Raw genomic sequence first — 18,327 nt, 5'->3', positions numbered from 1 at the left:
GCCGCCCGCCACGAAAACGGTCAGCCGTGCGCCCGCAAGCCGACTAATCCAGAACCCCCAGGGCCGTATCCGGACGGCAGTGAACGCACGCAGGCACGCCGTGCCGCAACGCCTCCACCGCCTGCTCCCGTGACACCGGACGGCACCGCCCGCTCTGCGCTGCCGCCCAGCAGTCCCCGCTGTGCACAGAGTCCACGTTCCTGCGGTTCAGCCCGTGCTGCACCAGCCACTCCGGACGCGGTGGCCGCATCTCCTCACCGCGGAGGCGCTCAGCCTCCCGCCGCTCCTCAGCCGCGATCCAACCGTCGATCTGACGCAGAGCGGCCGTCGCCTGCTGCACCACGACCCGGCGGGTGAAGCGCAGAAGCTCCAGACGGGAAGGCTCGCTCACGCGTTCGAATATATATCGGCGGCATCCCGAGCGTCACCCGCCCCCGCACGCAACAAGCTCCCTCCCTGTGCCGTCCGCAACGGCAGGAAGGGGGCCCACGTGTGCCCGGAACAGGGTCAGTAACAACCCCACTCCCGCGCGAACATGTCCGGCGGCTCTGCGTAGTACGCCTCCTCCTCCGCATTGATCTGCTCACAGCGGCACCGGAACCCCCTGCGCATGTCGGCGAGACACTCCTCGTAGTGGTCCTCGTCGTCCTCGACCTGCGGCGATGATTCCTGACTCACGCTTCCCCCTTGTGCATCAATGCACGGAAATGTACCCGGGCGTGGCGCCCGCCCTCGGGCTTGTATGTACCGACCTCCTCGAACAGGCCCTCCTCCTGGAGGCGACGCGCGTGCGTCCTGGCCGAGCCGCGTGGGCAGCGGAGCTGTTCCTCCAGGTCGCCGATTCTCGGCTGCGCTGAAAAATCGGTACAGCGCGACGTAGCCGGGTTGCGGCCGGGTCGGCAACGCGCCGCAGACCTCACTCGTCGTCGCCCCCTGCTGAGTCATCGCTGACGGCCCCCTGGTCGCGCTTCAGGTCTGTCCGGGCTCCCGGGCGTTTGGGGTTGGCGGCGATGAATGCCGCCACTTTCGACTCCCGCCACTTCATGCGGGTGCTGCCGGGGTTGGGTTCTGGTGCAGGAAAGAGACCGCGGGCTCGCCAACGGTGGACGGTCTGCCGGCTCACGTCGAAGCGCTGAATGATCTGCGAGATCGTCAGCAACTCGTCGCTCCCGTCGCCCGGGTGCTCGTCCGACACGGCACCGTCCTCTCCCGGCAACCCGTTGACGAATGTAACGAGGTTGCGCGTAGTATTCAATCAGCAGCACAAAGCCCCGACCCGAGTGGTTGCACGCGGAGGCCGGGGCTGCTGGGAAGCGGCGATGCCCGGTGGTTGCACACCGGGCACCGCCTTTCAACCCCGGCCCCTGGTTGCACAGGGGCCGGGACCCCGACCGCTGGTTGCACAGCGGCCGGGACGCCAGACCTGCCCTAACAGGAGCTGACGCATGACTTGTAAGAGTACTGATCTCGGGTCGCCCGCACCCGAGGGCATCACCGAAGAGCAGAAGTCCAAGGCCGCTGAGGCCCTCGCGATGACCGCGGGGCACCTGGCGAGCGTCGACCCGGACAAGGACGTCGACGAGTTCACGTTCGCGGTCCTGGTGGGCGCGAAGGTGTACGACATCGGTGGCCGTAGCGGTCGCAGTGGCGGCGTGCGGATCGTCCGCCAGGCCCTGGAGGCCGTGGGCGAGGTGCCGTCGGGCGGTGTGACCCGGGTCGAGTTCGCGGTGCCCGTCGCCAGGGCGGCGCAGGCCCTCGGCTACGACTGGTCGAAGAACGACAACCGGCAGCTGGCTGCGGCGGTGGCCGGATGAGTGCGGCGAGCGAGCGCAGGAAGGCCCGGAAGGCGTACGCGGCTGGCCAGCAGCAGCGAAGCGAGGCGCGCCTCGGTGACGACATCGCCCGCCGTGACGGCGCGCAGGGCGGAGGCGCCCGGTGAAGACGCCGAAGTGCTGTGGGCGCCGGATGGTGCCGGAGGGCCGGAGGCTGGTTTGCCGCCGCTGCCACGGCTGGACCGAGTCCGGTGTGGCGGCCGTCCTGGAAGGGGCGGTCCGGTGAGCGAGTACGACGAGACGGTGCCGCCGTTCGAGCCGGTGAGGGACGCGATGCTCGCCGTTGCTGACCGGCTGGAGAAGAACGACCCCGACGAGTCTGCGGACATGAACAACGTTCTCGAGGTCGCTGACTTCGTGACCGAGGGCGCGGATCAGTCGGTGTTGGCCGGGATGATCGCGCTGATTCTCACTCCGGACGCCGGTGAGACGAACCGCCAGTACGCCGCCCGTCTGCGCGCGGAGGTGAGCGACTGATGGGAGTCAGGGATTTCGCGCGGTCGCTCATGCCGGGCAGCGACGTCGCGCTCGCCGCCCAGTTGAGGCAGGCCGAGGAGCAGAAGCGGCGCAAGCAGGCGGCGAAAGCCGAGACCGAGCGCAAGGAACGCGCTCGTCGGCACAAGCAGGAACTTGCCCGTAAGGGCAGTGGTACGAGGCGGTCCTAGCGGCTGCCGATCAGATCGAGCCGGGCCTGCAGACGCGGGTTCGGCTCGATCTCTGACGGATCGAGCGTGAAGGGCGCGAAGCGATGACCGAGACCCCCGAACAGCAGCCAAGAATTCCCGGCGTCCGGTACCGGACCGAGACGCGCACGCGTCAGGTCCCGAGCCAGGTGTTCGGGGACGAGGTGATGGACGAGGAGGAGTACAAGGTCGACGTCCCGATCCCGCCGAGGAACTGGGACGCCGCCTTGATGCGGTTCCTGATGACCGTGGCGATCGGCTCCACCGCGGTGGCGGTGGTCTGGTCGACCGCCAGCATCAGCCGGCTCCTCGGCCTGGTCGTCACCACCACGGCGATTGCCGTCGCGGCGGCCTCGCTCTTCGAGTTGCTGTGGATCGTCTGCCTCGTCGCCGAGTGGCTGCTGCGCGGCCAGCCGGACCGGGCGAAGCCCATGAAGAAGGCCGGATGGTTCGCGGTGGTGTTCGTCGTCGCCGCGGTGGTCGTTGAGGGCATCCACGAGGACCAGGTGGCCGCGGGCATCGTCGGCGGCGCGGTGTCGCTGATGGCGAAGGGCGCGTGGTGGGTGGTCTTCCGGGTGCGGCAGGTCAAGCTGCGCCGGGCGCTCGCCATGTGGCTTCAGGGGAAGCTGGAGGACACGTCGGCCGTGGAGTTGCTGCTGGCCTACCAGCACAGCATCGGTGGCCGTCAGGCGTACGCGGCCCTCGCGTTCGGTGACGACGAGTTCCGCGCGGCGCAGGGCGCTGTGCTGGCAGCTCAGCGGGTCCAGGAGATCCCGGCCGCGCCCGCCGTGCAGTCGGCCCCTGTGGTGCAGTCCGCTCCGCTGGTCCCTCCGGTTCCCCCGGGCTCCGGTCCGGCGCCGACGTCGACCCCGGCGCCGGTGCAGGCCCCGGCGCCGAGCCCGAGCCCTGCGCCGGCTCCGGCGGCGCAGGTTCCCCCGGCCGCGCCCGCTGCTCCGACGGCCGGACCCGCGCCGCAGGCTCAGCCCGCCCCGCACCCGACCGCACCGGTGCCGCCGGTGCAGCCCGCGCCGACGCAACTGCTGTCGATCGCGGCGGCCACCCGGCAGGTCCTCGCCGACAAGGGCGAGGGCATCAGCGACAAGGACCTGATCGACGAGGTCGCGAAGCTCGTCGGCAAGGAGCGCGCCGAGGGCGCGAAGTTCCCGGAGACGGTGCTGCGCAACCGGCGCACGAAGACCAACACGCGGAAGCGGCAAGGCCGCACCGCTCCCTGACCTGCGGACGGGGCGAGGCCGGTCACCTGGTGGCCGGCCTCTGCTTCGCCCAGCGACCCCGTGAGGAAGCCCTGATGTCCCCCCTGCTGGCCGTGGCGCTCATCGTCGCCGCGTTCTGGGTCTGGAACCGTCTCGGACGGCCCGGCCATCGGCCCCGGCCGGGCACGCCCGGAGCCTCGGCGTTCGCCCGCGCCCGCGAGCTGCGCACGCCGCTGGTCCGGCTGGCGACCGCCCTGGGCATCCAGACCCGGGCGGCCCGCCTCGCCGACCAGTACAAGGCGGGCGGCGTAGGGGAGCAGTACGTCGCCGGGCTCCTCGCCGAGCTCGTCGACGAGGGATGGGTGTTCCTGTACGACCGTTGTCTGCCGTCCGGCTCGACGAACATCGACATCCTCGCGATCAGCCCGCGCGGCCACGTCTACGTCCTCGACCCCAAGAAGATGTCCAAGAGCTGGGAGGTCGCCGTCGACGGCGGCCGGCTCTGGCACGGCAGCCGTGACGTCACCGACCGGCTCGATGGCCTCCGTAAGGGGGCCCGCGCCGTCCAGAGCCTCCTCAACGTCCAGCCGGTGCCCATCGCCATCATCGACGGCCGCCTGGCCCACGGGCGCGAGTACCGCCTCAGCGGCTGCCGCATCATCCCCGCCACCCGGGCCTGCACCGTGCTGCGCCGCCTCGACGCCGAGCGTCTGCCGCGCCAGCGCCCCGCCAACTTCCCTGATATCGCGGCCCGACTGCTGCCGCCCTACGCCGGAAGGTGACCAATGTCCCTGGCTGCCCTGCTGCTGGCGCTGCTCGCGTTCGGATCCGTCGGCCCGTACCCGCGACTCAGGCGCGCATGCCGCCCCTTCATGCAGGCCCTCGGCCTCTTCGGCCTCTGCTACGTGTGCTGGCAGCTCGCCAACGTGACGTTCGCCTGGCTGGGGGTTGCCTGATGGCGTCCGCAGCTGAGCGCTGGACGCAGCGCATCATGGCCGGTCTCGGTGCCCGCCCCGTCGGCCACGCCGAGCCCGATGACGAGGACGGGCCGCAGATTCCCATGCAGCCGCCGGTGCGCATCCACACCCCGGCCCCGTCGCCGGGCGTGCCGGACTGGTGGAGCACCAAGCCCCGCGATCTGTCCGACCTGCCTGACAACCGGCGCCCGGACCTGCCCGCCCCCGGCGAGCCCGCCCCGCTGCACGCCGTGGAGCAGGACGACGACGAGGAGGACGAGCAGCCCGTGCAGACCGCACCGGCGCCGAGCGGACCGGTCGAGAAGGTCGCCGCCGACGGGCCGAAGCGGACCGCGGTCCGCAAAGCGGGGGAGAAGGCGCTCGGAGACCGGCGCATGCGGATCGTCGCTTTCAACGGCACCGCTGCGGGCCTCGGTTGGAGCCTCGGCCTGGTTGACCTGTTCGCCGCCTACCTGCCGGTTGCCGAGCAGGCCGCCGTCGGCACCTTCGGGCTCGTCCTCGCCGCCGGTGGCGGCTGGGGCGCCTGGAAGTTCACCGGCACCGACGCCGTGCGCGGCGTCTTCAAGGAGAAGACGCCGCTGGTCCGGCCGATCGTCACCGCCGGTGCCGCCGAGATCGGCCGCCAGCTCGCCCCTGTCCCGGTCGAGTACCTCAACGCGTACGGCCAGGAGTGGGGCCTGGGGCCGTCCTCGGCCAGCCTCCTCCTCACCGCGGGCGGCATCTGCGGCGGCCTGTGGTGGTTCATCGACCGCCGCATCCGTCACTGGCACTGGACGTGCCGGTGGCTGTTCCGCGTCCCCCTCGCCTCCGGCCTCCTCGCCTGCCTGCCGTACTCCAGCGGCCCCGTCGCCTGAAAGGCACCCGCGTGCACACCACCACCCAGCTCGCCGCGCCCGGCATCAACGGCATGCAGCTGTTCGGCGCGGCCACCCTGACGTTCTTCGCCGCCGCGTCCGGTGTCTGCCTCCTCGCTGGGCTCCGGGGCAGCGACCGCATCAAGATTCAGAACAAGGACCAGGCTCTGATCTGGGGGTTCATCACCGGCACGCTGTGGGTCGCGGCCGGTGGGACGTGGGCCGACTTCGCCAACAGCCTCGGCGGCGTCGGCAAGAGCGTGACGACCGACACCGGCCTGGGTGATCCGGGCCTGGGTGGTTCCGCCTGTCTCCTGCTGCTGATGGCCTGGGCCTGGCCGTGGAAGAAGCGCATGCTGTGGCCCGCGCTCCTCGGCCTCATGGGCGCCGTCCTCGCCGGCCAGGCCGGGGGGATCCCCGGCATCGTCGTCACCCTGATCCGCTCGGTCGTCGCGAAGATGGCGGGAGGCTGAGGTGGTCGTCGACCTGACGAAGACGCCCAGGGAGCCCGAGTGCGCGGCGGTCGAGAAGGAGCCGGTAGTCCCTACGGCGCGCGAGGAGCTGATGGTGCCGCTGCGGGCCTTCGCCGCGGCGGTGGCCGCCGGGAGCGTCGTGCTGGTCCGCCAGCTCGGCAAGGCCGTGGGGCGTGGCCTGCGGACCGCGTCGAAGCCGCAGGGGAGCGGCGACGAAAATGAGAAGGGCGGTATCGGCGACATCGTCGAGCAGTTCATCTTGGGCGCCTTCGTCGTCGTCATTGCATGCCTCGTCGGTGGCGCCGTGATGGGCCTGCTTTGGGCGTTCGCCGCCCCCTACGCGGGGTGGATCGTCGTCGCCGTGGTCCTCGGCTGGTGCTTGGTCGCCGCGCACTTCGCGCCCGCTCCCGAGGACGAGAGCGATGAACGCGCAACCGAAAACGATCACGAAAAATCGGCGGGGGAGGAGCCCAAGGAAGACGCCGAAGAGGGGGAGCCGGAGGAAGACGAAGAGGCCCGGGAAGCCCGCTGGAACGATGTGCGGGAAAAGCTCCGCCAGTTCGTGGAACAGCGCGTTGCGGCCGGGGCAGCAAACCACACCCCGAACGTCAAGGGAAGGGGCGCCCGAGTCGACGATCTGCTCGCCGAGCAGCAGCAGCACGGCGCTCTCCCCGGCATGACACGGAAAGGAATGATCGAGCTGCTCGAAATGGTCGGCATCACGGTCCGCGAGCAGATGAGTTTCCGTGTCTACGAAGAGACCGATTCAGGCTCGAAATGGGTCAAGAAGAACGTCCCCGGTGTGCACGTGGAAGACCTCGCCGAAGACCTCGGACACAGGCCCCGACTGCCCGCCCATTTGGTGCCCTCCCTGGACCCGAGCGGGGCCCCCATTTCGCCCCCAGATCCCGCCCCGATTCCGGCCGCCAGGACGGCCGGAGAATAGGCCCCGCTGGGGCCCGCCGTCCCGGCCGGCGAGGAGGCCGCGCAGGGGAGCGGCACAGAGGCGCCCCCCTCCCCCGGCCCGAGAGGGGCCCCGGTCGCCTACCGCTACCGCCCTACCTACCGCCTACTACCGGGGGAGAGGGGGGTAAACCGGACACGCCCTTCCCGGCTCGTCACGGAGCGCGCTACGCTCGTGACGCGCCGCGAGCGACCGCGTGGCACAGGCGCAGCACCACCCAGGGGGCCGAAGATGCACCGATACGAGTGCGGGAACTGCCAGCTCGTATCCGACCCGTACGTTCTCCGGAACGCCGCCGAGCGGTACGGCCAGGAGCACCGCGACAAGCGCCACGACGGAATGCACCCGATGAACGAGGCGATTCTGTCCGGTGGCGGCCGAATGCCGCAGGCCGGCGAGTGGCGGATCTTCGTCCTGTTCGGGGTGCTGATCCTGCTCGGCATCGCCTCCAAGGTGCTGTAACCGCCGCACCCCCGAAAGCCGAAAGGGCCACGCTCCCCCGTCGTGGCCCTTTCCTCATTTGCGGTTCGCTGCCGCTTCCTTGACGATCCGCTCGTCCGCCCCAGGCTGCTGCACGTACCAGTCGTACGGCACGACGACCGATTTCGGCTTTCCGTCGTTGTCCTCGACCAGCTTGTGCTCCGACGGCAGTTTCCGACGGCGCGGCACCTCGTACTTGCGGGCAATGAGCCGCACCTGCTCCTGCTCCCACGGAAGATGCTTGGCCATCTCCGGATTCGTCACGTCCGGGTTGGCCTTCAGCTCGTCTGCGATGCACTTCTCCAGCGCGTCCAGCCGCTTCCGCTCGGTGTCGAGGGACAGGTTCCAGCCGGCCAGGGCGGCGCGGAGCTGCTCGCTGGGCTGGTAGGTCCGTGGCTCCCCGTCGCTCTTGCGGTGCCGCTCGCGCGGCGGGTAGCCGCCCCGCTTGACCATGAGGAGCCGGAGGTTCTCCGCCGTCCATGGCACGTGCTCGGCGAGCGTCGGCAGGTTCAGCTGCCGGTCGTCGTGCAGCTCGCGGCGGATGGCTTCCTCAAGGGCCTCGCGCGCCTCGGCCACGCTCGGGATCCGGTCGGCCGGCTCGGGTACGCCGTCCTCCGGTTCCCACTGCACGGATGCCCGCCAGGCGGCGAGGCGCTCCTTGAGCTGCGCGCTGGGCTGGTAGCCGCTCGTGGGCTCGCTGTCGGTCATACCGCGAGTCTTGCACAAGAGCGCCGGGATAAACGCGAACGATAGCCCCAAGGCAAGGTCAAACTAGCTGTGAACTGCGCTTTTCTCGACCAAACGAGGTTGGACACAGGTGGGCCGGGGACGAATGAAGTACGACAAACCACCACACGCAGAACGGAACAGGACATGCGGAACCTTGGAGCTGGAATGGTCATCCCTCCCGCCAACTCGCCCTTCGTCCGAGCCGCCCTTCAGGGCGCGGGAGTCGCCCTCGTTCCGTCCGTGCGGGTCCATGTCCCCTATCCGGAGGTGCCCGACCTGGGGGCCTGCGGCGACTGCGGGCGGGATCTCGTGTGCCTCGTCGACAGCCTGCGCGCCGTCTTCTGCGAGCACTGTGACCTGGGGATCTCGCTGGCCGGGCAGCCAGCCGGTCGCCGCTGACCCCCCCGCCTCCGGACCCACCCACCCGAAGGGAAACCAATCGCCATGTACGACGTCATCCTCGACGGCCCCGGTCTCGACGGCCGCACCTACTTCGCCGACCGCCCCGGCGAGCTGCGGAGCATCGTGTGGGCCGTCGCCCGCGCCCAGGACCGGCCCGTCACCGACGACAGCGAGATGATCGCCAAGGTCGGCGAGCTGCGTTCGGACTGCGACATCACCGGCGAGGGCACGCTGCAGGTCCACGGCGTCACCGTCACCGTCCGGGACGCCGAGGGCTGCGAGGGGCACGCCGGTGAGGACAGCGTGCTCCTCGGCGGCCCCGAGTTCTGCGACGGCTCGTGCAGGCCCCGCCCCCGCTTCACCAAGAACGCGGCGTTCGCCCTGATGTGCGCGCTCGACGACGCCGAGCTGGACGAGAGCGGCGGCTGCGGGCCCTGCGGGCTGGAGGCCAGCCAGATGTGCGCGGCCTGCGGGAAGTGCAACTGCCACACCCACGAGACGTGCGTCCGCCCCGCCGAGGGCTGACGGTCGACGAGGCGCCCCGGGCCTGACCAAGACAGGGGCGCCTCCCTTGGCCCTTCCTTGACCAAATTAACCGGGATAACGCGGATACTCCCGAGCGTCTTGGTCAATGATGAATGCACGACACACCACCACCCATCGAACAGGAGCCGCCATGGACGCCGCGCCGGACACCAGGTGTACGAAGTGCGGGAGGCGGCTCCGGAACTACTCGCCCGACGGCCTCGGGCCGAAGTGCAGGCGCAAGGTCCGCAAGGCCCAGCGCTCGCCCGAGATCCACGGCCGGTACAAGGCCCACCTGATCGAGCGGGCGGTCGAGCTGCTGGAGCAGGGCGGGCTGATCCCGCTCCGTAAGAGCAGCAAGAACGTCGTCTTCCTCGCCGTCAGCTCCGACGGCTCCACCGCCTACCGCACGGCCGTGGCCGCCTGCACCTGCCCGGCCGGCCTGCGGGCCAAATACGACTGCAAGCACCGCATCGCCGCGCACGTCATGGCGCTGGCCAGCTGAAAGGACACCCGTGAACCGCCTGCCCCACCTCCACCCGATCCGGCCGGACTGGCCCGAGCTGCCCGACGTCGCCCGGTGCGTGCCCGACGACCAGGAGCCGCCCGTCGACCAGTGGCCGGCCCTGAACCTGCGCTGGAGGGAAATCCGCCCCCAGGTCCTCCCCTTCGACCAGGGCACCGGCGCCCTCACCGAGAGCCTGCTGGAGGCCGTGGGCGCCCCGGCCCCCGTCGCGCTCGTCTCCTACCGGCACGAGCCCGGCGCCCGGCGCGGCAAGTGGATCTGGCGCTGCGAGGTCCACGTCGTCACCGGCCAGACGGTGGCCGCCGACGGCTTCAACTTCGACTGCCCGGCCATCGGCCGCACCGGCACCACCCGCGACGGCGCCCGGGAAGCGGCCCTCACCCACATCACCGCCCAGCACCCCGACGCCGCGGTGCCCTACCTCGGCCGCCGCCAGTACGCCCTGCGCCGCTGGTCCTGAAACACCCCACCCAGGAAGGAACGCCATGACCATCATCGAGACCACCGCCACCGAGGCCGTCGCCCGACGCCTGCGCATCCTCGCCGGGATCGTCGAGGACCGCGCCCACCACCCCGACCGCTCCCGCATCGTCCACCTGGCGTTCAAGCTGAAGTACGCGGCGCAGACCGCGACGGTCCACCCGATCGAGGAGGGGCGTCGACTGCCCGCCTACACGCTCAACGAGCTGCAGGAAGCCCGCGACCTGATGGCGGCGCACGACTTCCACCTCTCCCCGGCCGTCCTGGACTACGCGGTCGCCCCGGCCCTCGGCGAGGTCGGGCCGATGAAGCCGCTGGGCGCGGTGAGCCAGAAGCTTGCCCGCGACGACTTCGAGCTCCAAAAGCGCCGCAACACCGTCGTCCACTCCCGCAAGCTGGACTCGGACGACGACGAGGCCGTGGCCTGGGCCCTGCGGGCGCTGACGACGATCCACTACCAGCACGAGCAGCTCGGCAAGGTCGTGGCCGTCGACAACGCCCGCCCGTGCAACCGGGGCAAGACGCCGTTCCACCTGACCGCGCAGCGCGGCTACGCCAAGAAGGCCGCCGCGCGGGCCCGCACCCACGAGGGCGGGAAGCTGGTGGTCGCGCTCGGCGAGTTCGGCATCCCCGCATTCCTGCACGAGGACCGCGGCGTCTCCAGCGTCCTGGTGGCCGTCGACCGGAGCGCCGACGAGAACCAGGCGCACACCGGGCCGCGCATCCTCATCTCCTCCGGCGAGGACGCCATGCGACCGGCCGGTGAGCACGACGAGCCGTGGGCGGGCCACCTGTACGGCGCCGATGGCGAGTGCCTCGACGAGGTCTTCGAGGCCCCGTCGGGGCTCGACCTGGCCGAGGAGTGCGCGGAGGCCGCTATGCGCCTGGCCGCCTGGCTGGACGCCAATGCCGACGCCTACACCAGCTTCTGACCTGCGGATACTTGCCGATTTCTTGACCAAAACGGCCGGGCTAACGAGGTTGGCCGGGTGGGTTCGGTCAAGGATGAAGGCACGACACACCACCACACAGGGCCCGGCCAGCGGGCCGGGCCCTCACCCCCCAACCCAGCAAGGAGCCGCCACCGTGTTCACCGAGACCGTCCAGGGCGACCACACCACCACCGGCACCGCCACCGAGCCCCACGCCCTCACTCTCCTGCGCAGGGCCTGCAACCGCGGCTACGCCATCGAGCCCCAGCGCACCGGAGGCGCCGTCATCCGCTGGCGCCGGATCAGCCTCGCCACGCACCGCCCGGTCCTGCGCTCCATCACCCTCACCCCGCAGGTCCCCGCCGACCCCACCGACTGCGACCTGGCCAACCTGCGGGTCATCGCCTCCGTCCCCGTCGTCCGCCTCGTCGACTCCGAGCGCTTCACCCTCCCGGTCATCGAGGCCGGCACGTACGTCATCCCGCCGAGCCAGGGCGAACGGCTCCTCTCGCAGGGCTTCCTCCTCAACAGCCGGGACGAGCACCTGCGCCTCACCCTCTCGGCCCACCTCGCCCTCGTCGCCCACAAGCACCAGACGATGAACTCCAGCGACTGCACGACGGCCTGGTGCTCGTGCGGCCTGGCCGTCCACTGCAAGAACGCCGAGCAGGCCGAGGCCCGCAGGAACGCGCACCTCGCGGCCGTCGGCGCCGACTTCGTCCAGTCCCTGGACGCCGCCTTCACCGCGGCCGTCGCCTCGGTCTGACCGGCGGTTCCCCTGGCGTTCTTGACCAGATCAACCGGGATAACGAGGTTATCCCGGTGGATTGGGTCAATGATGAATGCGCGACACACCACCACCCACCAACCCGGATCGGAGCAAGCCATGCAGGCCACCACCTCCCACTTCGAGCAGTTCCTCACCGACGGCACTGACGACGCCCACTACAACCTCCGCCTCGCCGACGGCCAGGTCATCAGCATCAAGGCCGCCTCCTGCGCGGCCACCGTGGACGTCTACCTGCCCGACGAGATCGCCACCCCCGACGGCGACGCCTGGGAGCTGGAGGACCCGTGGGAGGCATGGCTGACCGCCGATGACGACCCGGTCGACGGCCGCTACTTCTACGAGGTCCCGGTGGCCGACGTCCGCAAGCTCATCGAGGAGCACGGCGGCGAGCACGCCGACCAGAGCGACCCCGTCACCGACCGCTTCGACCAACTGGTGGCCGAGGGGACCGGCACCGGCCGGCGCCCGATGATCCGCATCCGCCTGGCCGACGGCGAGGTCATCGCCATCAAGGCCGACGCCGGCGAGGGCTACGTGGACGTCTACCTGCCCGAGACGATCGAGGTCCCCGACAGCGACGCCTGGGAGCTGGAAGAGCGCGAGCTCCAGCTGACCCGCACGAACGGCGAGCCGCTCACGGGCCGCCTGTTCTACGAGGTCCCCGCGGCCCACGTCCGCGCGCTCATCTGGAAGCACGGCGGCGAGCACGCCGACCAGACCAACTTCTCCTGACCCACTGCCCGGACAGCATCCGGACGGCATCCGTCCAGCTCAGCGGCCACCGTCCGGACGCCCTACCCACCCGAAAGGCACCGCCATGCAGGTCACCGAGACCATGGTCAGGGGCATCTACGCCACCGCCGCCACCTACCTCCCCGCCGACGACACCCAGGCCGCCCCCCGCCACCTCTTCCGCGCGCTGGACGACGCGATCCACCGGCGCTACGACGAGGAGCCGCTCAGCCCGCTGGAGCTGCGCACCCTGCGCGAGGCCAGCGCCGAGCGGATCGGCTGGTCGTCGAAGTGGACGGTCCGCACGCTCGCCGACGAGCTGCGGGACCTCTCCCTGGAGGGGCTCGACCTCGCCGAGCTGGTCGGCGTGCGCTACACCAACGCGGCCGGCCGGATCTACTTCCACGGTGCGTGGAGCCCGCGCAGGGTCATCCCCGGCATGCCCTTCCCGGCGGCCGACGGGCGCTCGTTCTCCGGGCGGCCCTGGGTGCACCTGTGGACCGACCGCAACACCTGGCAGCGCAACCCGGTCGTCGTGCACGCCTCCATCCGGCCCGACGTCTCCACCCGTCCGGACGCCGCCCGGACGCAGCGTCCGGACGGCGTCCGCGCAGCTCAGACAGTCCTCGCCTCCTAGCCCATCCACCGCGTCCGGACGCCGTCCGGACACCCCTCACCCCACCCACGACGGAAGGCACGCAATGTCCCGCAAGAACCTGGAGACGCCAGAGCGCTACGGCGGAGAACCCCTCTACGGCAACCTGCCCGCCGACTACCGGCAGAACGAGCGCCCCTTCACCGTGACCGTCATCGGGCCCGAGCGGCACGACTGCACCGGCAGCGTCACCCGCTACATCCTCGACGCCTGCTCGACCGAGAAGGCGTGGGCGGCAGCGCTCGCCTGGCACATCGCCTCCGAGGAGACGCCCGACTGCATGGTGGTCGCCGGCGAGTCGTACGAGGGCCTGCCCCAGGGCGACCACAAGCTCAGCCACATCGACCTGCGCCCCGAGCATCAGCGACGCCGCGACCTCGACGACCTCGCCGACGACGCGACCGAGCTGCTGGGCCGGTACGACTGCCTCACCGGCACGTACGTCACCGACAGCGGGACGGTCCCGCCCGAATGGCGCGAGGCGTACGACAACGTCCGGCGCTCGTTCTGGCGCGACGGCTGGAGCCTGGTCCGCAAGATGGCCAGCCTTGACGGCCGCTGACCTGGGGATACTTGCCGATTCTTTGACCAAATCAATCAGGGTAACGAGATTACCCCGGAGGGCTTTGGTCAATGAAGAGGATGTCACCACCCACCACCCCCCAGGGAGTCAGCATGGACCAGGCCACCACCACCGCCATCTTCGCCAAGGCCGCTGCGGCCACCACCTGGCGGCGCACGAACCTCGGCCTGCGCGCCACCGTCGACCACGACGGCTTCACCTGGACCGTCCAGCTCCCCCGCGAAGGCGAGGGCCGGGCCTACATCAGCGGCAGCACCGGCTTCGGCGGCGACACCAGCGAGTACGTGGAGGCCACCTGGGGCGAGACCTTCAAGATCGTGGACGCCGCGCTGGCCGCCACTCGACTCCACTGACCACCCGGCCCGGCCCCCTCGGGGGGCCGGGCCGCCCGCATTCCCGAAGGAGGAACCATGCCAGTCACACCGATCGCCAAGAGCCCCAGCATCGCCATCGCCCGCGCCCTGCGGCGCCTCGACCTCGCCCAGGGCAAAGGCAAGGACTTCAAGGTGGAAGGCGAGTACAACAAGGCCGGTGAGCGCGTCTGCACGTACGTCCTGCTCCTCACCCGGCACGCGGACGAGACGGTCGCCGCCCGCGCGGACGACATCGAGCGCTGGGCGAGCGAAGACGGCGGCTGGTCGTTCACCGTGAACGTCCGGTACAGCAACAACGGCCGCCCGCACTGCACGATCAGCAACGGGGCCGGGGAAAAGGTCCGCGAGGAGCCGCCCGCCACCGAGGCCACGCCCGAGCAGCAGCCGGAGGAGCCGGCCGGTGAGCCGGAGGTCCTCGAGGACCCGGCGCAGCCGGAAGAGGAGGAGCAGCCCGAGGCGCCCCAGACTGAGGAGCCCCGGCCCTCGAAGGGCTCGCTCACCATCACCCACACCCGGGCGGACGGCACGCTCCTGGCGGGCTCCAGGAAGGGTGACGGCGTCTTCGAGCTGGTCAAGCCGTTCGGGTTCTGGCCGTTCCGTTCGCTCGGCGTACTCGGCATCCGGAACTCCCGCGACTGCGAGGCCCAGAAGTGGCGGATTGACTGCGCGACCGCCGCTCTGCGCGAGGCCGGGTGGGAGGTGACCGTCGAGATCGACGAGAGTCGGCGGCGCAGCTTCGAGGAGGCCGAGGCCGATCGGCTGGAGCGGGCCGAGGACCGCACCGAGCGGTTCAGCGACCGCGCCGGTCGGGCCGCCGCAGCCTCCGAGGCGCGCCACAAGGCGGCCCTCGGAGCGCTGGATGGCATCGAGCCCGGCCAGCCGATCCTGGTGGGCCACCACAGCGAGCGCGGTCACCGGCGGGCGATCGACCGCAGCGACAGCCACATGCGCAAGTCGATCGAGGAGCAGAGCAAGGCCGCCCACTACACCCACAGGGCGGAGGCCGCCGAGAAGTACGAGGAGCGCCGCTACGACCCCAACCGCACCCGGCGGCGGCTGGAGAAGCTGAAGGCGGAGCTGCGCCAGCAGGAGGGCTACCGGGACGAGGAGAAAGCCGCGGGTCGGGACGCGGGCCGGTACGAGCGCCGGATCGAGGACCTGAACGAGGAGATCGCCCACTGGGAGAAGGTGGTCGAGAAGGCCCGCCAGGACGGCGTGAAGCTGTGGGAGGCCGACGACTTCGCTCCCGGCGACTTCGCGATGTACAGCGGATCGTGGTACCAGGTGAAGCGGGTCAACCCCAAGACGCTGTCGATCGCGTGGAACCTGCGGCTCGCGCCGAAGGCCGTGATGACGCTGGAGGACGCCACCGAGCGCGGCAGGACCTGGACCTTCGGCATGGACTACACGAACGTCCGGGCCCGCTGCCCCGAGGCGGCCATGCTCGCCTTCCTCGCGGACGGCAAGGTGCCCGGCACGAAGTCGGCGTGGGCGGCCCACGAGGCCCAGCCGGCGAGCGAGGTCCGCGCGGCCCAGGCGGCGAAGCCGAAGCAGAAGCCCCAGCGGAGCGGCAGCGATCCGAAAGTGCCCAAGCGGATCTACGTGGAGTGCCCGCTCGGCGGAGCTGAGGCGACGCTGACGTGGCTCAACGGGAACAGCCGACCGCACAAGGACTTCGAGCTGGTGAGGATCGAGGCCGGAGAGGAGAAGTTCCACCGGTCGGTCTGGTCGCGGGCCCTCCAGACCGAGATCGCGAGGATCCTCGCCGAACGCGGCTACGAGGTGGACGAGGCGGACTGGACGCTGTCCCGGGACCGCAGCGGCTTCGTCCGGCCCATCAAGCTGAAGGAGCAGCCGCCCTCGGCGTCCGCCGGGCAGCCGGAGCCCCCGGCAGGGGAGACCGCCCCGCCCGCCGAGGAGCCCGAGACGATCGAGGAGCCGCCCGCCGAGGAGCCCCCGGCGGAGGAGTCCGAGCAGCTGGTCGACGAGCCCGCCCCACCTGCTGACGAGCCCGAGACGATCGAGGAGCTGCCCGCGGAGGAGCCCCCGGCGGAGCACTCCGAGCAGCTGGTCGACAAGCTCGCCCCGCCCGCCGAGGACCCGCAGGACCTGCGCCTCCAGCGCGAGCAGGCCGCCGCGCTCGGCTGGTCGGCCGGTCAGGCCGAGTTCGTCATCGCCGCGGCGGCCGGACGGCTCTATCTCCACCGGTTCGGCTCGCTGTACTGCCGGGACATCCCCGGCACCGCGGGCCGTCTGGTCTCGATCCACCGGCTGAGCCCTCTGCAGAAGGCCGGATTCGTCACCGTCGGCGCGGCCGACAGCAATCAGGAGCGGCCGGTGCTGGTGACGGTCGACGGCCGCCGGGCGGTGGCCGTGTGGAAGCGGTGGAAGCCCCGGCCGGTGGAGAAGAACCGCGAGGAGGAGTGCGAGCGGCTGCGGCCCCTCCTCCACGGCGTCCAGGCCCGCAGGCTCGCCGAGCAGGCCGTCGAGGAGGAGAAGAAGCGGAAGGCCAGGCACCAGGCGTTCCAGGAGGCCCACGAGCGGCTGATCGCCTGGGAAGACCGCCAGGACCGCATGTGGAAGGCATGGGCGACCGTGCACGACATCACCTTCCGGCTCCAGCGGCTGCCCGCCGGCTGGGTGCCGACCGAGGAGGAGATCGAGGCGCACCGCCTGGACCCCAACGTGGTCGCCGAGCTGCGAGCGGAGGCCGAGAATCCGGAGCCGAAGCCGGAGCTGCCGTCCACCAGGGTTCAGCTCACGCCGGAGCTGCCCCCGCTGGAAGCAGACGACCAGACGCCCGAGCAGCTCGACCTGTTCGCAGCGATCTGACCAGCACACTTGACCACTCTTTGACCAAATTAATCGGCCTAACAGGGTTACCCCAGAGTGCTTGGGTCAATGAAGAGGATGTTACCAACCACTACCAACCCCCCACGGAGGGCGCCATGCAGGCCAAGATCATCGAAATCCTCACCTCCCTCGCCGGAACCCGCATCGAGGCCGAGGACAAGGCCCGCAAGGCCCTGGTCGCCGAAGCGGCAGACATGACCAAGGGCCTCACCTCCTACACCATCCGCACGGCCATGGAAAAGGCGGCGGACGCGATGCCCTGGCGGCTCCTGATGGAGGACCAGAGCGAGAGCGAGCCGGTCGAGGTATTCGTCAAGCTCCGCGAGCAGCTCACCCGCCAGCTGATCCGCACGACCTCCAACACCTCCACCTGCACGATCGCCAACGAGCAGGACCGGCTCAAGTGGGACGGGGTCCGCCGGTTCCTCCAGGACACCGACTACCTCGTCAGCGCCCTGAAGGCCGCCGAGCAGGCCGCCGCCGAGCCCGCCAAGGGGGCCGCCCCGGCGCCCGAGCCCGCCAAGCCGGCCCCCGGTCGCCGACCCACCCCGGCGCAGCTCAAGGCGCTGGAGCTGATCGCCCAGGGTGGCGTCCAGCGCAGCCAGTTCGGCATGAAGGACCGCATCCGCATCAGCGGCAACGGTGGCGTCATCTACAGCGACACGCTCGACGTGCTGGAGCGCGAGGGATGGGCCACCGTCGACTACTCCACGAGCCTCTTCCACGGCCAGGACGTCACCCTGACCGACGCCGGCCGGGCCCACCTGCCCGCCTGACCGCCCGACGGCCACCGGCCCGGCCTCGGCCGGGCCGAGGGCAGCACCCTTGACGATTGCTTGACCAAACTAATCGGGCTAGGGAGATTACCCCGGAATGCTTGGGTCAATGAAGAGGATGTCACCAACCACTACAAACCCCAGGGAGCCCGACATGGCCACCACCACCGCCCGCAAGCCCGTCACCCCCACCACCCTCGACGCCAACGAGCTGGCCGACTTCCTCGCCGAGCAGGCCATGCCCCTCCGCTCCCTCTTCCACAGCGGCAACCCCGACACCGCCACGGGCTCCCAGCTGGTGCACGACGGAGTGTTCGCCCTGGTCCGGGCCCTGCGTGCCGGTGAGATCGCCCCGGTGGTCGCGCAGGTCCGGCTGATCGGCATCAACCGGACGGCCGCCCGCTACTACGTTCGCACTATCACCGCCCACCGCGCGGTCTGAACGCGCTAGCTTCCCGGCCCGGCACCCGCCGGGCCGGGCCCCTCCACCCCG

General features: G+C 70.8%; 28 protein-coding genes. 24 read left to right on the top strand and 4 right to left on the bottom strand.

Going from position 1 to position 18,327, the window contains the following annotated elements:
- Positions 1 to 43: 43 nt before the first annotated feature.
- The 3 genes from ACH5AC_RS25365 to ACH5AC_RS25355 all read right to left on the bottom strand — a co-directional run bounded on the left by ACH5AC_RS25365 (position 44) and on the right by ACH5AC_RS25355 (position 1,195).
- On the bottom strand, positions 44 to 391 hold the full coding sequence (locus tag ACH5AC_RS25365) for a DUF6233 domain-containing protein (RefSeq protein ID WP_398864451.1): 348 nt from the start codon (positions 389 to 391) through the stop codon (positions 44 to 46).
- A 116-nt stretch (positions 392 to 507) separates the two neighbouring features.
- Positions 508 to 678, bottom strand: coding sequence for a hypothetical protein (locus ACH5AC_RS25360; RefSeq protein WP_398864450.1), 171 nt, complete (start codon positions 676 to 678; stop codon positions 508 to 510).
- Between the two features lie 238 nt (positions 679 to 916).
- Complete coding sequence (locus tag ACH5AC_RS25355) at positions 917 to 1,195, bottom strand: helix-turn-helix transcriptional regulator (protein ID WP_398864448.1); 279 nt, start codon at positions 1,193 to 1,195, stop codon at positions 917 to 919.
- A 250-nt stretch (positions 1,196 to 1,445) separates the two neighbouring features.
- On the opposite strand from ACH5AC_RS25355, the gene ACH5AC_RS25350 reads away from it, so the two are divergent.
- The 11 genes from ACH5AC_RS25350 (at position 1,446) to ACH5AC_RS25300 (ending at position 7,459) form a co-directional block, all read left to right on the top strand.
- Positions 1,446 to 1,814, top strand: coding sequence for a hypothetical protein (locus ACH5AC_RS25350; protein WP_398864447.1), 369 nt, complete (start codon positions 1,446 to 1,448; stop codon positions 1,812 to 1,814).
- The gene (locus tag ACH5AC_RS25345) at positions 1,811 to 1,939 is read left to right on the top strand and encodes a hypothetical protein (protein ID WP_398864446.1); all 129 of its coding nucleotides are present in this window, start codon (positions 1,811 to 1,813) and stop codon (positions 1,937 to 1,939) included. The genes ACH5AC_RS25350 and ACH5AC_RS25345 overlap by 4 nt, the downstream gene beginning before the upstream one ends.
- A gap of 115 nt (positions 1,940 to 2,054) precedes the next feature.
- Positions 2,055 to 2,309 carry a hypothetical protein gene (locus tag ACH5AC_RS25340; protein WP_398864445.1) on the top strand — a complete coding sequence of 85 codons (255 nt, stop codon included), beginning with the start codon at positions 2,055 to 2,057 and terminating at the stop codon, positions 2,307 to 2,309.
- Positions 2,309 to 2,497 (top strand): hypothetical protein, encoded by a 189-nt coding sequence (locus ACH5AC_RS25335; protein ID WP_398864444.1) that lies wholly within the window; start codon positions 2,309 to 2,311, stop codon positions 2,495 to 2,497. Before ACH5AC_RS25340 ends, ACH5AC_RS25335 begins: the two co-directional genes overlap by 1 nt.
- Before the next feature lie 83 nt (positions 2,498 to 2,580).
- A complete protein-coding gene (locus ACH5AC_RS25330) occupies positions 2,581 to 3,750 on the top strand; it encodes a hypothetical protein (protein ID WP_398864443.1) in 1,170 nt (389 codons plus the stop codon).
- 74 nt (positions 3,751 to 3,824) lie between these two features.
- Positions 3,825 to 4,511, top strand: coding sequence for a nuclease-related domain-containing protein (locus ACH5AC_RS25325; protein WP_398864442.1), 687 nt, complete (start codon positions 3,825 to 3,827; stop codon positions 4,509 to 4,511).
- A 3-nt stretch (positions 4,512 to 4,514) separates the two neighbouring features.
- The gene (locus ACH5AC_RS25320; RefSeq protein WP_398864441.1) at positions 4,515 to 4,685 is read left to right on the top strand and encodes a hypothetical protein; all 171 of its coding nucleotides are present in this window, start codon (positions 4,515 to 4,517) and stop codon (positions 4,683 to 4,685) included.
- The gene (locus ACH5AC_RS25315) at positions 4,685 to 5,560 is read left to right on the top strand and encodes a hypothetical protein (RefSeq protein ID WP_398864440.1); all 876 of its coding nucleotides are present in this window, start codon (positions 4,685 to 4,687) and stop codon (positions 5,558 to 5,560) included. The genes ACH5AC_RS25320 and ACH5AC_RS25315 overlap by 1 nt, the downstream gene beginning before the upstream one ends.
- 11 nt (positions 5,561 to 5,571) lie before the next feature.
- Positions 5,572 to 6,033 (top strand): hypothetical protein, encoded by a 462-nt coding sequence (locus ACH5AC_RS25310; RefSeq protein ID WP_398864439.1) that lies wholly within the window; start codon positions 5,572 to 5,574, stop codon positions 6,031 to 6,033.
- 1 nt (position 6,034) lies between these two features.
- Complete coding sequence (locus ACH5AC_RS25305) at positions 6,035 to 6,979, top strand: hypothetical protein (RefSeq protein ID WP_398864438.1); 945 nt, start codon at positions 6,035 to 6,037, stop codon at positions 6,977 to 6,979.
- A gap of 249 nt (positions 6,980 to 7,228) precedes the next feature.
- Positions 7,229 to 7,459 (top strand): hypothetical protein, encoded by a 231-nt coding sequence (locus ACH5AC_RS25300; protein WP_398864437.1) that lies wholly within the window; start codon positions 7,229 to 7,231, stop codon positions 7,457 to 7,459.
- A 54-nt stretch (positions 7,460 to 7,513) separates the two neighbouring features.
- Here the strand turns inward: ACH5AC_RS25300 and ACH5AC_RS25295 are convergent, their stop codons facing one another.
- Positions 7,514 to 8,185: a hypothetical protein gene (locus ACH5AC_RS25295; RefSeq protein WP_398864436.1), complete on the bottom strand. Its 672-nt coding sequence runs from the start codon at positions 8,183 to 8,185 to the stop codon at positions 7,514 to 7,516.
- A gap of 186 nt (positions 8,186 to 8,371) precedes the next feature.
- On the opposite strand from ACH5AC_RS25295, the gene ACH5AC_RS25290 reads away from it, so the two are divergent.
- From ACH5AC_RS25290 to ACH5AC_RS25230, 13 genes are all read left to right on the top strand, one after another.
- Positions 8,372 to 8,605 (top strand): hypothetical protein, encoded by a 234-nt coding sequence (locus tag ACH5AC_RS25290; RefSeq protein ID WP_398864435.1) that lies wholly within the window; start codon positions 8,372 to 8,374, stop codon positions 8,603 to 8,605.
- A gap of 45 nt (positions 8,606 to 8,650) precedes the next feature.
- A complete protein-coding gene (locus ACH5AC_RS25285) occupies positions 8,651 to 9,133 on the top strand; it encodes a hypothetical protein (RefSeq protein WP_398864434.1) in 483 nt (160 codons plus the stop codon).
- A 151-nt stretch (positions 9,134 to 9,284) separates the two neighbouring features.
- Positions 9,285 to 9,638, top strand: a complete 354-nt coding sequence (locus ACH5AC_RS25280) for an SWIM zinc finger family protein (RefSeq protein WP_398864433.1) — start codon at positions 9,285 to 9,287, stop codon at positions 9,636 to 9,638.
- A gap of 10 nt (positions 9,639 to 9,648) precedes the next feature.
- Positions 9,649 to 10,119, top strand: a complete 471-nt coding sequence (locus tag ACH5AC_RS25275) for a hypothetical protein (protein WP_398864432.1) — start codon at positions 9,649 to 9,651, stop codon at positions 10,117 to 10,119.
- Positions 10,120 to 10,144: 25 nt separating this feature from the next.
- Complete coding sequence (locus tag ACH5AC_RS25270) at positions 10,145 to 11,071, top strand: hypothetical protein (protein ID WP_398864431.1); 927 nt, start codon at positions 10,145 to 10,147, stop codon at positions 11,069 to 11,071.
- A gap of 154 nt (positions 11,072 to 11,225) precedes the next feature.
- Positions 11,226 to 11,837: a hypothetical protein gene (locus tag ACH5AC_RS25265; protein ID WP_398864430.1), complete on the top strand. Its 612-nt coding sequence runs from the start codon at positions 11,226 to 11,228 to the stop codon at positions 11,835 to 11,837.
- A gap of 120 nt (positions 11,838 to 11,957) precedes the next feature.
- Complete coding sequence (locus ACH5AC_RS25260; RefSeq protein WP_398864429.1) at positions 11,958 to 12,593, top strand: hypothetical protein; 636 nt, start codon at positions 11,958 to 11,960, stop codon at positions 12,591 to 12,593.
- Between the two features lie 85 nt (positions 12,594 to 12,678).
- On the top strand, positions 12,679 to 13,230 hold the full coding sequence (locus tag ACH5AC_RS25255; protein ID WP_398864428.1) for a hypothetical protein: 552 nt from the start codon (positions 12,679 to 12,681) through the stop codon (positions 13,228 to 13,230).
- A gap of 64 nt (positions 13,231 to 13,294) precedes the next feature.
- Positions 13,295 to 13,810: a hypothetical protein gene (locus ACH5AC_RS25250; protein WP_398864427.1), complete on the top strand. Its 516-nt coding sequence runs from the start codon at positions 13,295 to 13,297 to the stop codon at positions 13,808 to 13,810.
- 113 nt (positions 13,811 to 13,923) lie between these two features.
- Complete coding sequence (locus ACH5AC_RS25245) at positions 13,924 to 14,184, top strand: hypothetical protein (protein ID WP_398864426.1); 261 nt, start codon at positions 13,924 to 13,926, stop codon at positions 14,182 to 14,184.
- A gap of 57 nt (positions 14,185 to 14,241) precedes the next feature.
- Positions 14,242 to 17,037, top strand: a complete 2,796-nt coding sequence (locus tag ACH5AC_RS25240; protein WP_398864425.1) for a DUF3560 domain-containing protein — start codon at positions 14,242 to 14,244, stop codon at positions 17,035 to 17,037.
- 116 nt (positions 17,038 to 17,153) lie between these two features.
- The gene (locus ACH5AC_RS25235; protein ID WP_398864423.1) at positions 17,154 to 17,834 is read left to right on the top strand and encodes a hypothetical protein; all 681 of its coding nucleotides are present in this window, start codon (positions 17,154 to 17,156) and stop codon (positions 17,832 to 17,834) included.
- A 154-nt stretch (positions 17,835 to 17,988) separates the two neighbouring features.
- Positions 17,989 to 18,276, top strand: coding sequence for a hypothetical protein (locus ACH5AC_RS25230; protein WP_398864422.1), 288 nt, complete (start codon positions 17,989 to 17,991; stop codon positions 18,274 to 18,276).
- The last annotated feature ends 51 nt before the right edge of the window (positions 18,277 to 18,327 follow it).

This window comes from Streptomyces sp. NPDC018693, assembly GCF_044391385.1.
In the GTDB taxonomy this organism is placed as follows: Bacteria; Actinomycetota; Actinomycetes; order Streptomycetales; family Streptomycetaceae; genus Streptomyces.
Note: the sequence above shows the minus strand (reverse complement) of the source record. Positions and strands in the feature narration are given on the sequence as shown.

Bases quoted from the DNA above. Each gene is read 5' to 3' on its own strand.
- ACH5AC_RS25350 (WP_398864447.1), top strand. From the start codon at position 1,446: ATGACTTGTAAGAGTACTGATCTCGGGTCGCCCGCACCCGAGGGCATC.
- ACH5AC_RS25345 (WP_398864446.1), top strand. From the start codon at position 1,811: ATGAGTGCGGCGAGCGAGCGCAGGAAGGCCCGGAAGGCGTACGCGGCT.
- ACH5AC_RS25335 (WP_398864444.1), top strand. From the start codon at position 2,309: ATGGGAGTCAGGGATTTCGCGCGGTCGCTCATGCCGGGCAGCGACGTC.
- ACH5AC_RS25330 (WP_398864443.1), top strand. From the start codon at position 2,581: ATGACCGAGACCCCCGAACAGCAGCCAAGAATTCCCGGCGTCCGGTAC.
- ACH5AC_RS25325 (WP_398864442.1), top strand. From the start codon at position 3,825: ATGTCCCCCCTGCTGGCCGTGGCGCTCATCGTCGCCGCGTTCTGGGTC.
- ACH5AC_RS25320 (WP_398864441.1), top strand. From the start codon at position 4,515: ATGTCCCTGGCTGCCCTGCTGCTGGCGCTGCTCGCGTTCGGATCCGTC.
- ACH5AC_RS25315 (WP_398864440.1), top strand. From the start codon at position 4,685: ATGGCGTCCGCAGCTGAGCGCTGGACGCAGCGCATCATGGCCGGTCTC.
- ACH5AC_RS25300 (WP_398864437.1), top strand. From the start codon at position 7,229: ATGCACCGATACGAGTGCGGGAACTGCCAGCTCGTATCCGACCCGTAC.
- ACH5AC_RS25295 (WP_398864436.1), bottom strand. From the start codon at position 8,185: ATGACCGACAGCGAGCCCACGAGCGGCTACCAGCCCAGCGCGCAGCTC.
- ACH5AC_RS25290 (WP_398864435.1), top strand. From the start codon at position 8,372: ATGGTCATCCCTCCCGCCAACTCGCCCTTCGTCCGAGCCGCCCTTCAG.
- ACH5AC_RS25285 (WP_398864434.1), top strand. From the start codon at position 8,651: ATGTACGACGTCATCCTCGACGGCCCCGGTCTCGACGGCCGCACCTAC.
- ACH5AC_RS25280 (WP_398864433.1), top strand. From the start codon at position 9,285: ATGGACGCCGCGCCGGACACCAGGTGTACGAAGTGCGGGAGGCGGCTC.
- ACH5AC_RS25270 (WP_398864431.1), top strand. From the start codon at position 10,145: ATGACCATCATCGAGACCACCGCCACCGAGGCCGTCGCCCGACGCCTG.
- ACH5AC_RS25260 (WP_398864429.1), top strand. From the start codon at position 11,958: ATGCAGGCCACCACCTCCCACTTCGAGCAGTTCCTCACCGACGGCACT.
- ACH5AC_RS25255 (WP_398864428.1), top strand. From the start codon at position 12,679: ATGCAGGTCACCGAGACCATGGTCAGGGGCATCTACGCCACCGCCGCC.
- ACH5AC_RS25250 (WP_398864427.1), top strand. From the start codon at position 13,295: ATGTCCCGCAAGAACCTGGAGACGCCAGAGCGCTACGGCGGAGAACCC.
- ACH5AC_RS25245 (WP_398864426.1), top strand. From the start codon at position 13,924: ATGGACCAGGCCACCACCACCGCCATCTTCGCCAAGGCCGCTGCGGCC.
- ACH5AC_RS25240 (WP_398864425.1), top strand. From the start codon at position 14,242: ATGCCAGTCACACCGATCGCCAAGAGCCCCAGCATCGCCATCGCCCGC.
- ACH5AC_RS25235 (WP_398864423.1), top strand. From the start codon at position 17,154: ATGCAGGCCAAGATCATCGAAATCCTCACCTCCCTCGCCGGAACCCGC.
- ACH5AC_RS25230 (WP_398864422.1), top strand. From the start codon at position 17,989: ATGGCCACCACCACCGCCCGCAAGCCCGTCACCCCCACCACCCTCGAC.